The sequence below is a fragment of the Enterobacter genomosp. S genome (assembly GCF_001631805.1).
GTDB lineage: Bacteria > Pseudomonadota > Gammaproteobacteria > Enterobacterales > Enterobacteriaceae > Enterobacter > Enterobacter quasihormaechei.
On record NZ_LVVA01000023.1, the window covers coordinates 126,967 to 140,208 of the forward strand.

Sequence of the window (13,242 nt, forward strand, 5' to 3'; positions counted from 1 at the left end):
CGAATATTTCCCGACGGGATGAAGCGCCGCATTGGTGCACTACACTTAACATCCAACCGCGTAAATGAAAGGAGCTCTCATGAGGCTATGGCCTGTTGTCACCGGTGTCGCCATTGCGCTGACGCTGGTTGCCTGTAAATCTCCCACGCCGCCGAAAGGCGTGCAGCCCATAACCGGCTTTGATGCCAGCCGCTATCTCGGCAAATGGTATGAAGTCGCCCGACTGGAAAACCGCTTCGAGCGCGGTCTGGAACAGGTTACCGCGACCTACGGCACGCGCAGCGACGGCGGGATCAGCGTGCTTAACCGCGGCTATGATCCGGTGAAGAACAAGTGGAATGAGAGCGAAGGTAAGGCGTACTTTACCGGCGAACCCACCACGGCCGCGCTGAAGGTGTCGTTCTTCGGCCCGTTCTACGGCGGCTATAACGTGATCAAGCTGGACGATAAGTACCAGTATGCGCTGGTCAGCGGTCCGAACCGCGACTACCTGTGGATTTTATCGCGCACGCCGACCATCCCGGATGCGGTAAAACAGGACTACCTGAACACCGCGCGCGGTCTGGGCTTCCGGGTCGATCAGCTGGTGTGGGTTAAGCACTGACCTACTGATACGAAAACGTAATGCTCGCCAGGGCGTTAGCCGAGCCGGGGACCAGCTCTCCGGTTCGGATGTACTGCGCCTGGAACGGCAGCGACAGCGTTTGTGCTGCGCTGGTGGTCTGGATGAAAAACTGTCCCGTCGTGCCTGCGGCCGAGCTGTCCGGCCCCATCATCAGCGGCCCGGTACCGTTATAGAAGAACTGTACGCCAATGCCGGAGGCCGTGGAGTCCCCGGTCAGCGTCACGACCGACGAGGTATTTGACGGCGTGGTCTGATCGGTCATCACGGCGTTAACCGCCACGTTCTCATCGCAGGTCAGGCTGACGTTAAACTCGCCCGTCGGCGAGGTGCTGCCTACGGTGGGCAGCGTGTGAACGTCAATGGTGCCCAGTTCGACGCTGGCGCTTTTCGTTCCCACCGTGCAACCGCTTGCCGTCACCGTGATGGTGGTCGGGTTGATGATCACCTGTGCGGTTTTTACTTCGTTGTTATAGGCCGTCAGGATCGCCGCGTTAATGGTTGGGGTCTGGTATACGCCGGATTTCAGCGGAACGCCGGTCTTGATAAACGTCACTTTTGCCGACCAGCCCAGTGCGGTGGCATACCCGCTTGTCCCCTCGGCCGGATAGCTCTGCGTAATGCCCGTCTGCATCGGGACATAGGTCGTCCCGTTATAATCTTTAAGCCCAAGAATGAAGCCGATGCCGGGCACGCCCGTTTCAAATACCATGTAACTGGCACCATCGAGGATCACCGTGATGCCGGTGGCCGTTACGCTGCTGCTCGGCTCCAGCGTACCTTTGGAGCAGGTAAATACCAGGCCGCACCAGAACACTTCCGATACGCTCGCGCTTGCACTCCATTCAGAGCCGATTGTCTTTCCGGGCACGATGGAATCTGCCGGGCCTGACCAGGACATGGGCGTGGGTGAAAGTGTGATATCCGATGTCCAGGAGAGGGCAAACGCCTGAGACGTCATGAATAACAGGGTTAAAAAAAGTAAACGCATTATTGATACTCCGTCGTCCAGGTCGCCACTGCCGAAACGTCTCCGGCATTGACCGGCGCACCCGTGGCGGCCAGTCGCGCATAGAAGGTCATTTTTACGCTGTCATCCCCCGCCGCACCGTAGGCTGTGGTCTGCGTGTCCAGCGGGATGAGCTCGCCGTCTTTATCCAGAATCTGCACCGCTACGCCGGTCGCGCCGCCGTCAGCAATTTTCAGAAGCTGCGGGTTTTCGTCATCCGGCGTGCCGCTGAAGCGGATTTTCACGCCAGCAAAGGTGGGACCGCACGCTTCCAGGGTGAGCGTGAAGGGCGTTTTAACAGGGCTGACCGCACCCGCCTCGCTAAATTGCTTCATGCCGACGGTTCCGAGCGGCACGTCTTGCTCTTTTGAATCTTCCGCGACAATGCAGGTATTGCCGATCACACTGCCGGTCACGGAAACCAGCACGTCATAGCCGCGCACGGGGACGGTGATGAACAGCAGCAGGATCAACGGGAGGAACCGGAGGGTTACTGACATAGGACCTCCTGGGAATAAAGCCCGGTGCGGGCGTGAAAATTCTGCGGGTTCAACGCATAGTGGATCGTGCAGCGCTGGGTGCTGTTGCGCCCCCATACGGCACGTAATGTTCCCTGCGCGGACAGGCCGGTCAGATACACGCTGCCGCCATCGCCGACGATACCGCTGGCGTTGTCATCCTCTGACGAGACCAGCGTGCCGAAGGGGAGCACGTCCCTGGCGTGACGCACGATAAACATCGCTTTTGCCCCCTGACGCGTGGTGAGGGTGGCGCGAACCAACGCCCCGTCGGTGGGTATTTTATTGGCGATGGCGTTCTCAAGCTCCACGTCATTGCCCACGGTGGTGACATCCAGCGCAACCTGATTGACGCGATACGGCGTGGCGTACGGGATCACCGCATAGCCCCGGCTGTCGGTTTTGATGCCCTTTTGGTTGAGCACAGCGACGTTGCTGGCGCCCGGGGCTTTCACCAGAATATTGGTGTTGCCGAGCGGTTGGCTCAGCGTCAGGCCATCCTCATGCAGCACCGCAGCGCCGCTCATTCCGTAGCTGAGATTGCGGGCGTCGCCGGAATAGCTGTAGCCCAGGTTGTAGTCTCCCCACGCGCCCTCGTATTGCAGCGCGGCATCGCCGCCGTAGTGCTGCTGCGCGCTGTAGCGCTGATTGACGCTATAGAAAAGATCTTCCTGTCCCGGCAGATAGCCGCTTATGCCCGTACTGGCGGTGGTGCCGGCGGGATCCGCATGGGTGGTGGTAAAACGAAGGCGGGTCGACAGCGCCGGGTTACCCAGCGGTACCGACAGGGATAACGCCAGGATGTTGTCTTTCTTGTTATCGTACAGGCTTGAGCTACGCTGGGCGCTGATGCCAAGCGACAGGTTACGAAACGTTGCGTTCCACGCGAACTGCAAGCTCTGCGTGGTTTTTGACGTATTCCAGTAGGTTTGTTGATCCCATGACAGCGACAGCGCCCCGTATTCGCCCATCGGCTGTGACAGCAGCAGCTGATTTTTTGCCTTACGCGACATATGCAGGTTGTAAACCGTGTCGTAGCGGGTGGTGACGGTGCCATCGTCTTTCACGGTCTGTTCTGGCGCTCCGCCCGTCATGCCTTTGTAAGTGGTATCGCTGAGGGTATAAAACCCTTCCGTTGAATAACGCAGCGAGAAGAAATTAACCCGCGTACCGGTATCGTTCAGCAGCTTGCTGTACCGCAGGCGCACTGAGTCACCGGTGTAGCGCTGATTATCGGCCAGCTGGCTCCGGGCATGGGTAAGGTCGAGGGAGTACGCGCCAAAGCGGCCGAGATTCTGCCCGATGCCGAAGGCCAGGCCGTTGTAGCGATCGGAAAACTGCGCCCCGCCATAAAACGTGAGGCCATATCGCCAGCCCAGGAACAGCTCGCCCTGCGCGAAGGAGGGTGACTGCTGATTGCCCGTCGGACGGTATTTCCCCGCCCCCAGGGCATATTTCATCTGGCCGTTACGCACCAAATTCGGCACGCTGGCAAAGGGCAGGGTGTATTGCGTCTGGCTGCCGTCGCTCTCCTGAATGGTGACCGCAAGATCGCCCCCTGAAGAGGTCGGATAGAGATCTTTCAGCACAAACGCGCCCGGCGGAACGGAGGTTTGATAGATGATGTTACCGTTCTGGCGAACCGTCACCGTGGCGTTGCTGCGCGCGATGCCACGCACTTCTGGCGCGTAACCGCTCAGGCTGGCGGGCAACATGTTGTCATCGGTCTTCAGGGCGATGCCACGCAGGCCAACGGCGTCAAACACCTGAGATGACGTGAACGTTTCACCGGCATAAGCCTGAGCACGCAGGGCGCGAATATCCCGCTGTAGCCAGGTCTGCACGTGGGTAAGCTCGTGACTCCCTTTAGTCCACGTGGTGAAGTCACGCAGCCGCCATGCGCCCAGGTTGGCGCCGCTGTTGAGGCTCACGAACAGCTGTTGTTCCCGCGTGCGCGTCTCGCCCCGATACGCATTATTCGCCCCATTGACCACATAGTTCAGCCACGCGGCAGTGATGCCGGATTCCCAGCTAGCCGGGCTGACGTACCCGCGCGGCAGAGTGCGCATCGCGCTTTGCGGTACGGTGAAGTTGAGGGTAAGCGTCCTCTGGTCAAAATCAAACCGGGTATCGGCGAACGACTGGGTTAAAAAAATGCAGCGCTGCGCAGGCGAAAGCTCACCTCCTTTTGCCTGACGGCTATCGATGCCAAGCGCGGCGAATTGCGCAGGCGTCAGGCACGGCAGGGCTTCACCGGAGATATTTTCAGCGGCGCGAAACGTGACGTTACCTGTGAACGCGAACTGGGTGTTGATGTACACGTTAAGGTTGTACTCGCCCGGCGGCAACGCGCTCCCGGCGTTGACCCAGGCGAGGTCGGCGCTGTTTGCCTGTTCGCCGTTAAGAAACGCAGGATTAAAGTGCAGCTCGCTTTCGGCAGCCACGGCTTGCCGAATCACCAGGGCGATCGCCGTGGCGCACAGGATTTTTATTTTCATGTGGTCACGCCTTACCGTTTTTATTATTGGGACAACGACGTGCGGGTGACGGGCGTCCAGGCCCCATAATCGTTGATAGTCTGGTAGCTCAGGCTGTTCGCCTGGCTGAAGGTGTCTGCCAGCGTCACGCTGGCTTTCGGCGGCACCATGACGGGCGACACCGGCCTGCCATCAATTTTCAGGTTAATGGTGGTGAGGAAATACGGCGTTGGGTTGGTCAGCGTGACTTTCCCCGCGCGGTATGCGCCAGCAAGGTTTTTCCATGCCTCTCCTGCGCCTTCCCGGATCGACTCAGGACGATAAAAGACCTTGATGCGGTTGGCTGAGGCAAATTGCAGTGAATTGCCGGAACCGTTTTTAACCTGCTGGGGGATGGCTTTCACTGTCATCCAGTACAGCGTTTCGCGATCGTCTGGCAGGGCGTTGCCGCTGAACATGATTTTCACCGCGCTTTCGCTGGCGGGCTTCATAACGTACAGCGGCGGCGTAATGACGAAGTCGTGTGTACGGCTCCCTTTCTCGTCTTCCATCCAGGACTGGATCAGGAAAGTGGCATCAGGATGGGTATTTCTTACCTGCATCATCGTCTGCGTCGTCGCGCCTGCGTAGACCAGCCGCGTTGCGCCCAACCCCACGCCGCCTGCATACACGGCGGATGAACATAACGTGCCAGCCAGACAAATCCATGTGTTTACGCGCATTGTGCATCTCCTGAAGCTAAGTCAGACCCGACCAACAGGCCGGGCCTGAAGATCACGAATAGGTCACGGTGTAGGTAGCGACCGCGCTGGCATCACCCGCCGTGGCGTTGCCCTGCGGTGAGTAATATTTCGCGCTGAAGTTGAGGGTGTTTTCCCCTTTACGCAGAGGGATCGCTGCTGCCGGTTCACCCAGCCTTACGACGTTGCCCTGTTCGTCATAAAGACGGATAGCGACATGCTGCGCCGAGCCGGCACCGCCGTTTACGCCCGCGGCCAGGCTATTCACATCGGTGCTGTCCGGCGTACCGGTGAAGGTGATAGCCACGGTCGTTGCGGCAATGGGGTTCTGTTCCGTGGAAGCGGAGGTATCGGCGATTTCGCAGTCCTCCAGCGTAATGGCGAAGGTTTTTGCGGTACTGGCTTCACTGCCTGCGGCAGCAAGCGTTGCGGTACGCACTTCACCCATGTCAACGTCAATATTGGCGCTGCCAGCGCTGATGGCGCAGGCGGAGGTCACCACTTTACCGCTGAAGTTGACCGTGCCGCCGCTGGTGGTGGCGGCCAGTGCTGAGCCCGCTGGCAGCAGGGCGGTAATGCTTAATGCCAGCAGAGAATTGCAAGTGAGACGTGCTTTCATTTCATAGTTCCTTGGTTTTTTATTACGAGATTTGCTCTGAAAGCGGCAGGTCTAACTGGTTAAAAAGACCAGCAAATCTGTCTTATTCCTGAGCCCGAGTTTTCTTATTGCTGAGCTTTTTAAGGCGCTCACGCGGCGATAAGAAAGTTTCTCCAGTTCTGCGATGTAACGTATATCCAGTCCGTTCCTGAGTTCCTTTAATACCCTCCTTTCTCCTGGCGTCAGCGATAACGCCGCTGGCTGCTTTTGGGGCCGATAATGGCTATCAACCATTTTTGCTAGCTTCATCCGCCACTGATAAACCGTGTTCTGTAGCGAGATATAGGCATCAATATCTTCCCGGACCCATAACAGACAATGGGCAGAGGTGGAGTACAGGCAGATAATCACCTCGGGATGTGCGGCCTTAATTTTTTTTAAATATTTCAGGGAGTCATACCCTGTATGATATTTCTCTGCGCCTGATATAAATAAGATGTCGATACGAATCGACGACAGCACCTTATCCAGCTCGTGATAACCTCCTTCTACGATATTGATCTGAAGGTCATCTCGAATGCTGCTTAATAACGTTTTAATGCCATTTCTTGCATAATGATCGCCGCCCATCAGTGCAACCGTAATATGCTGTGTTATTCGGGTTGTGTGCGTCATGTTATCCCCTCGATTTATAATAGTAATGAGGCGAATTATATACAGCGTTATCGCCAGTATTCTCGAAGCAATGACGTATTGCATAGTGTAGGCCTACTATACGCCGGCCAATAAAGAGGTAATCTGAATTAATCTAAAATTGTATTAATTACTAAGATCGAGACCGGTTACGAGTTCCCCTCTGATTGGTCTTATTGCGCTTCGCTTTCTGTAAATTATGATAACCGCAATTTTTCATGAAAATTTAGCTTTGATAAATGTTTTGTAAGGAGTTTGTCTTCTGGTGTCAGTGTGGGTGTGAAGTTGCTGACGGGGGATAACAATTTACGAGTGTTATCATCGATAAAAACTGATGAAAAGGTGGTTGGATAGTATACGAAAACGTGCAAAGTGATTGAAATTACTCATGTTAAGAAAAGTTAAGCCTTCAGGGTACTGAATATTTCGGACATGGATGTCCGTGGCGTACAATCTTTTTTTATGTAGGGATTCGTCAATGTCAAGAGGCGAGCAGTGCGCCAAAAGGAGAGGTTCTGAATATTGTGATGCTGCCGCTAGTCAGATAATTCTCGTGAGCGAAAATCACTTCATAAAAGATCATAACGGGAGAGGATGCTGATGCGGCGGCCTTGTAAGCCGTATTCTGCAAGGGTTAAGTACTTATGCAGGTTCAGTGAAGCTTAAGATAAGTAATATAAAATAGGATTTTTCGCCAATTGCTGAGATATACAGCATGCCGTTAATCAGTCACATTGATCCCGACGCGACTGTCATCACATACATGCGGTGACTCAGGTTCAACATATGTTAACCGGAGAATTCATACTGCCCCTATGCATAAGCATTACATAATAAATAATATCGTCGAATTTCATCCTGCGGCCAGCACGTTACGTGATATCAACAATCCTGACCGCGTGGTTGTGTTAAATTCGCCAGCAGGCCGATGCCTGTTGCTATTAATCGACAGAGCAGGGTCGATTGTCACTCAGCAAGAGTTCCTGGATATTGTCTGGCAAAGCCGTGGCATGCTTGTCTCCTCCAATACCTATTACCAGAACATCTCAATCCTGCGTAAAGGGCTCAAAAAGATTGGTTTTGAAACTGACCCTATCGTTACCATTCCCCGCATTGGGTTGACGCTGGCAAGCGATACGCAAATAACCGTCAGAGAGCCTTCGCCTGCCGCGGCTCAACCAGCAGATGAACAGTGCGTGGAGGCACCGGCGTTCGAGGAGGCGTCAATAACTCCCGCGCCAGCACCCCTGGTTGCTAAAACACACACGCGCTGGATGGCTGTGGTCATAGGGTTAATGCTCGTGCTGGCGGTGGCAGGCGTGACGGAGTATCTGAACGCCAGGGAAAATCGTTTTGTTGAGGACTACCGCTTCGCGGCATCCATCGGCGCCTGTCGCGTTTATCTTGCGAACGACATTCAGACCCACGCTGAGCGGGCCTCCGCGCTGACCTATGTGGAGCAATTTAAGGCTGAATGCGCGCAATACCCCTGGGTTTATATCAGCTGGTACGCTCTGCTGCCCCGTGCGTCGGTTATTCGCTGCGATCGGCCTATGAAAGAACCGAACCGCTGTATATCTGATTATTTCCTGAAGGATAGCTAGCATGACTCGTTTTCGGCAGATGCTGTATATCATCGCGACGGGCCTCGTCACGGCAGGCGTGCTGATGGGCTATTACCTGTGGCACCGATCTTACGTTCAGATTTTTTCATGCCAGGCTAATCTGGTACAGCACCATCCGGATGAGACGCTGACGGTCTGGCTGAATTACACCTTCGACGGGAAATTCGGCACCCTGAGCATGAATGGCCGGGCAAAGAGCGATCCGGGTAAAACCATCGACAGAAAAATTTCCTTCCGGGTGGAGCGAAAGGATGACCTGTATTTGCTGACGTCAGAAAAAAACATGACGTTCCCGGACGATAACGTTGAAGACCGCTGGCTGGAAAAATACGAGCCGCAATTTTTTGTGTATCCGGGAAAAAATATTTATATGCGTATCAATGAACAACATAATGGTAACTATATCTTTACGTTAGGAACATTACCGACATATGTGTGCCGGGGAACAAAAAAAGAATGATATAAACGAGAAAATCAGTATATTTTCCTCCCGTCTCATTTATGCTTTATTTAAAATATCAGGATTACCTTAGAAATAAAAAGTGCGACATATCATGTTGCGATAATGTAATTAATTTTAAATTTGGCAAGTAAATGAAAAGCGTATTTGACTCCCCCGATGGGGGGAAATCAGTACCGGAAAAGTGTGTGCATATAGGGTTGATATTATGGCCCCGTTATTCACTTCTTGCGGTATCTGGATTGCTGGAAGCGCTGCGTTATGCAGCGAAAGCGCAGGATAAATTAGCATTTAAAATCAGCCTGATAAGTGAGTTTCCTGATATCCCGATTATCAGTAATGCGGGAATAATCATGAGACCGGATTCTCCCCATGCCCCCCCGGAAAGTTTTAACTACCTTGCGGTTATCGGCGGCGAATTGCAGTATCTGGACTTAGGGTATCGGGGAGATAAAGCATATCTGGCGTATGCCCATCATGTCGGCGTTCCGCTTATCGGCATTGGCACCGGCAGTTTTGTCCTCGCGCAGGAAGGGTTGCTGAATGAACGAAGAGCCTCTATACATCCTTTCCACCTGGACGCGTTTCGGCAGGCTTTCCCGCTGGTTTATGCTGAGCAAGGGTATGACTTTATTGATGATGGCGATGTGCTGACCTGCCCGGGCGGCATTTCCACCCTGATGCTGGCAACTGAGCTTATCCGCGCCCATGCCGGGGATGATATCGCCAGCACCACCTGCCAGCGTTTGTCGCTCGTTCCGCATGAAATTGCTACCCCCCGCCCGGCGAATCTGGCGCTGATCCCCGACTGCCGGCTGCGTCGCGCCGTTATGCTGATAGAACAGTTCCTGACCCGGCCGCTCACAACCGCCGGGCTTGCGCGAGAAGTGGCACTGAGTGAACGCCAGCTTAACCGACTGTTCACCGCCGAGTTTGGTAAAACGACCCGCGAGTTTATCCGCAGCGCCAGGCTGCGCTATGCTTGCTGGCTGCTGAAGAACTCACAGCAAAGCGTGACGGATATAGCGCAGCGGATGGGGTTCAGCGACTGCGCGCATTTTATTCGTCATTTTCAGATGGAGTATGGCTGTACGCCTGGCGTGTGGCGCACGTCGCAGAGCTGATTTTTATTGCGTTGCCGCCCCGAAACTCTACTCAACAGGAATTTGAACATGAAAATAGATGCTGCACACCCCGCACAATTTGAACGCCTCGTCGCCGTCTGGGAGTCGTCCGTTCGCGCCACGCACCACTTTTTGCTGGAAAGCGATATCGCGGCGCTGCGTCCGCTATTGCTTAATGCCTATTTGCCTAATCTCACGGTTGTGGTTGCACGTGATGAAAATGGTGTTATTCACGGCTTTTTAGGCGTAGAGGAAAATCGTATTGAAATGCTGTTTGTGGATGATGCAAGCCGGGGGAAGGGCGTCGGGAAAATGCTGCTGCAATATGCCATCGCAAAATTTGGCGTAAATGAAGTGGATGTGAACGAGCAGAATCCGCAGGGCGTCGCGTTTTATCGCCATATGGGGTTTGAGCAGGTCGGGCGTTCGGAACGGGACGGACAGGGTAATCCGTTTCCGCTGCTGCATATGCGGTTGGGTGGGCTGGCTTAACTCCCTCTTCTTTAAAAGAGGAAGCCTGCAAGCTAGTTACTGGTTATTTGCCCGATAATTACGCCGCGCAATTTTTCGCCATCGAAGTAATAAGAGACGGTATTGCTCTGAACAAATCCATCCTGTACAGGTGTCTCCTGATAAAGCAGGATCTTTTTTCTGTTGCCGATTGCTTTTTTGCCGAACAATTCAACTAAATCCCCGTGAGTGGCATTTAACAATGGAACGCCAGTGACTGAGACACTGACTCGTTCCGTTATATTCTTACACTCTTTATGGATGCCATCCCTGGCTATGGCTAGCGCAGTTAACAGCCCTGCACCCATTTCGTTATCTGAAATGAACCAATAATTGGTGCCATCGTCGTCATGAAGGCAGATCCAGTGCGCGGAGCTGTCTTTCTCAACGGGTGCATTGGTAGTATCTGATAGCAGAGACATTTCCATTTGAATGTTTTTCTTGCCGATGGAAATGGTGGGATAGAGGGGCACTTTTGTGGGTTCTTCCGGCGTTGTTCCGTCATCCAGATAGTAACTGGCTGCGAATCCGGACATTTGGGCTGCTGATGCATTTTGAATCAGGAATAGCAATCCAGCCATAATTAACAGTACTTTCATTTTAGATGCCCTAATACGTAGCCCGATTATTCCATTCGTCAGTGTAGAGAATGTTCCCATCGCAATGCTTCCATGTAATCTTCTCGTAACGGAGTTGAATCTCTTCGAGATGCGTGCTCGTCAAGCCGGTGGGGTGCAACAGGGGTGATATAGAGGTGATCTTCACGTTCTCCATTATCATATTGAAATATTCACTCTCAATACCCTGGTCAAGAATTCGATACATTTTCAAAACTGCTTTTTGGAATGTTCTTCCTTCACACATAGCACGGTACAAAACAGGCGTTGCAGCATCAAACTCCTTGTGCAGGTTTAAGGGGGAATGAACTCTTGTGCCTGTCAAACGACCAGTATTCGAGTTCTCAGGGATCCATACTTGATGGTTAACTGAATGGATTTCAAACGATCCTAATCTCGCTGGCAGTAATGATGGACCAATTACGGGCGAACCGTTTTCATCAAACAACCATAGATGAGCGGGATTTGACATAATTTACTCGTGTTAGATAGTAGCTATCTTTTTTTACGTAAAAGGATATAGAGGCCAACAATCACTACCGTTGACCATATTGCATTCATTGCGATTTTTTCCGGTAGCCAAGTTACGGCAAATAATGAAAATAATATGACGAACAGAAGGGGGATTGCGCCTCTCAGGAAGAAAATAAACTGGCTTTTTAACCAGTCTTTAATAGCATTGATCATCCCTTTATCATCCTTGAAATCGCATATGCAATGTCACTGTCTGAAGCATAAGCTTGGTTAAGTATAGGGGATTTCATTATTATGGGCTCAATCAAGAAAAACATCATTTCAAGTTCTTCCTGATAAAGTAGATTATAGTAATAAGCATTATGGTTTTTTAGATGGTTGGCGCTTCTGGCTGCCTGCTCAACGATGCCATAAACTTTCAAACCAAGGACAGCATAAGTAGAAAACGATGTGATCTTTTCTTTCATCCAAATGTTGGTATGAACACTACTACAAATTGCTATAGTTGCCGAATATACGAAAGCCTGGCTGGACAGCATCGATGATGAGACTGATACGCCTAAATTCATAAGGTTTCGTTGTATGTTATGTATTCTTTTTTCACTCTTGTTGCTTAATAAGCTTTTAATATAAATATAAAGCATCTTGTAGACTATGTTTCTGTGTTTTATTAACTGGACGATGCCTGTCAAAAATCGTGAATCTTCTTTCCGTAATCGTAAACATACGTCCTGATAGTTATCAGTAAAGCACGAAAGCTGATAGCTTAATCGCGTTGCCCCATCATCTATATGGTGCGCTTGTTTTAATATTTCATCTTTTACGCCTGTTAAGGCGTGATCTAACTTTAGTGCCAATATTTTATGCGCATTCATTGATGTTATTAATGAGTCACTGTAATACATATTGCACCCTTTAATAGGAAACGTAAGCACAAGTTTCTATTAATATTGGCGTTCTGCTGTGATGCATATCGCAATAGTTTATCTTTAATGAAAAAGATAGAAATTTTAACCTTCACATTATATTTATTGTGAATAATGGTTGGCTATCAATTTAGTGGTTGTATGAGCGTGTGAGTGAGGGCGTTAGAACGGTTGTATGTTCATTCAGTAACCGTATGGCCACTAAAGGCGTAACTGGCTGCCATTAGCCGAGCGCAGCTGCGAGTATTGCGTTGAAATTGTAGTGATCTCTCACTGGAAATCATATGTCTTCTTTTCTGGCTAACTATCCGGATTCTCCGGATAGTTAGATACTGATCGTCTTCACATCTACATCGTCCAAAGCGCCTGGCTGATTGTATGCAAGCAACAGCCGCTAAGCCAGGTGGTTGGTATTTGATTTTGCAAGGTGCTTTCCAGGAAGCTGTGTTTGAATCGCTGCAAGTGCGTCTTCTATCTCAGTGGGCTTTGCCTTCGTCTTTTTTATAATCATCCAGCAACTCCTGCTCCTGCTTGTTATACGCCACCAGAACGATGCATCCTTTCATCACCTTTACGGTATCAAACCCCGCCGCGCGCAGCCACTTGCCGGAAAGAATGATTTTCGGCGTGGATTTGTCGTAAACATTCGGGCGGTATCCCACAATTAACGAATGCTCGGTTCCGGGTTGGTCGGTGTCTGGGGTAGAATGCGAATCAGCCATAATCAACTCCTTGATAGTTGGTGGAGTTAGACGCCCTTTCGTGCTCCAATACTGCCGGGCGTTGTTAGAATTCCTAATCCATGTGGTAGGTACCACGTGCAGATAAATTAACCGAAGTGGTACCTGC

14 protein-coding genes and 1 pseudogene are annotated in these 13,242 nt (G+C 51.8%); 5 read left to right on the plus strand and 10 right to left on the minus strand.

Features of this window, described 5'->3' with window-relative positions; all coding sequences use genetic code 11:
* Positions 1-79: 79 nt before the first annotated feature.
* Positions 80-604 (plus strand): lipocalin family protein, encoded by a 525-nt coding sequence (locus A3466_RS20390; RefSeq protein WP_063452111.1) that lies wholly within the window; start codon positions 80-82, stop codon positions 602-604.
* A 1-nt stretch (position 605) separates the two neighbouring features.
* On the opposite strand, the gene A3466_RS20395 is transcribed toward A3466_RS20390, so the two are convergent.
* Genes A3466_RS20395 through A3466_RS20420 form a run of 6 tightly spaced genes read right to left on the minus strand, consistent with a single transcriptional unit; the run spans position 606 to position 6,639 of the window.
* The gene (locus A3466_RS20395; protein WP_063452112.1) at positions 606-1,613 is read right to left on the minus strand and encodes a fimbrial protein; all 1,008 of its coding nucleotides are present in this window, start codon (positions 1,611-1,613) and stop codon (positions 606-608) included.
* The gene (locus tag A3466_RS20400) at positions 1,613-2,131 is read right to left on the minus strand and encodes a fimbrial protein (RefSeq protein WP_063452113.1); all 519 of its coding nucleotides are present in this window, start codon (positions 2,129-2,131) and stop codon (positions 1,613-1,615) included. Before A3466_RS20400 ends, A3466_RS20395 begins: the two co-directional genes overlap by 1 nt.
* Positions 2,122-4,647, minus strand: coding sequence for a fimbria/pilus outer membrane usher protein (locus A3466_RS20405; protein WP_063452114.1), 2,526 nt, complete (start codon positions 4,645-4,647; stop codon positions 2,122-2,124). Before A3466_RS20405 ends, A3466_RS20400 begins: the two co-directional genes overlap by 10 nt.
* Positions 4,648-4,670: 23 nt before the next feature.
* Complete coding sequence (locus A3466_RS20410) at positions 4,671-5,348, minus strand: fimbrial biogenesis chaperone (protein WP_063452115.1); 678 nt, start codon at positions 5,346-5,348, stop codon at positions 4,671-4,673.
* A gap of 52 nt (positions 5,349-5,400) precedes the next feature.
* Positions 5,401-5,985 (minus strand): fimbrial protein, encoded by a 585-nt coding sequence (locus tag A3466_RS20415; protein ID WP_063452116.1) that lies wholly within the window; start codon positions 5,983-5,985, stop codon positions 5,401-5,403.
* 51 nt (positions 5,986-6,036) lie between these two features.
* Positions 6,037-6,639 carry a helix-turn-helix transcriptional regulator gene (locus A3466_RS20420; RefSeq protein WP_063452217.1) on the minus strand — a complete coding sequence of 201 codons (603 nt, stop codon included), beginning with the start codon at positions 6,637-6,639 and terminating at the stop codon, positions 6,037-6,039.
* A gap of 833 nt (positions 6,640-7,472) precedes the next feature.
* On the opposite strand from A3466_RS20420, the gene A3466_RS20425 reads away from it, so the two are divergent.
* The 4 genes from A3466_RS20425 to A3466_RS20440 all read left to right on the plus strand — a co-directional run bounded on the left by A3466_RS20425 (position 7,473) and on the right by A3466_RS20440 (position 10,358).
* Positions 7,473-8,261, plus strand: coding sequence for a winged helix-turn-helix domain-containing protein (locus A3466_RS20425; protein WP_063452117.1), 789 nt, complete (start codon positions 7,473-7,475; stop codon positions 8,259-8,261).
* A 1-nt stretch (position 8,262) separates the two neighbouring features.
* Positions 8,263-8,742: a hypothetical protein gene (locus A3466_RS20430; RefSeq protein ID WP_063452118.1), complete on the plus strand. Its 480-nt coding sequence runs from the start codon at positions 8,263-8,265 to the stop codon at positions 8,740-8,742.
* A gap of 353 nt (positions 8,743-9,095) precedes the next feature.
* On the plus strand, positions 9,096-9,866 hold the full coding sequence (locus tag A3466_RS20435) for a GlxA family transcriptional regulator (protein WP_245167790.1): 771 nt from the start codon (positions 9,096-9,098) through the stop codon (positions 9,864-9,866).
* A 48-nt stretch (positions 9,867-9,914) separates the two neighbouring features.
* Entirely contained in the window at positions 9,915-10,358 is a 444-nt protein-coding gene (locus A3466_RS20440) for an acetyltransferase (RefSeq protein WP_063452120.1), read from the plus strand.
* Between the two features lie 32 nt (positions 10,359-10,390).
* Here the strand turns inward: A3466_RS20440 and A3466_RS20445 are convergent, their stop codons facing one another.
* From A3466_RS20445 to A3466_RS20465, 4 genes and pseudogenes are all read right to left on the minus strand, one after another.
* Positions 10,391-10,975 carry a hypothetical protein gene (locus A3466_RS20445; RefSeq protein ID WP_245167792.1) on the minus strand — a complete coding sequence of 195 codons (585 nt, stop codon included), beginning with the start codon at positions 10,973-10,975 and terminating at the stop codon, positions 10,391-10,393.
* Between the two features lie 10 nt (positions 10,976-10,985).
* A complete protein-coding gene (locus tag A3466_RS20450; RefSeq protein WP_063452121.1) occupies positions 10,986-11,465 on the minus strand; it encodes an Hcp family type VI secretion system effector in 480 nt (159 codons plus the stop codon).
* Between the two features lie 211 nt (positions 11,466-11,676).
* Positions 11,677-12,372: a hypothetical protein gene (locus A3466_RS20460; RefSeq protein ID WP_063452123.1), complete on the minus strand. Its 696-nt coding sequence runs from the start codon at positions 12,370-12,372 to the stop codon at positions 11,677-11,679.
* A 415-nt stretch (positions 12,373-12,787) separates the two neighbouring features.
* Positions 12,788-13,115, minus strand: a pseudogene (locus A3466_RS20465) (SymE family type I addiction module toxin).
* Positions 13,116-13,242 lie beyond the last annotated feature (127 nt).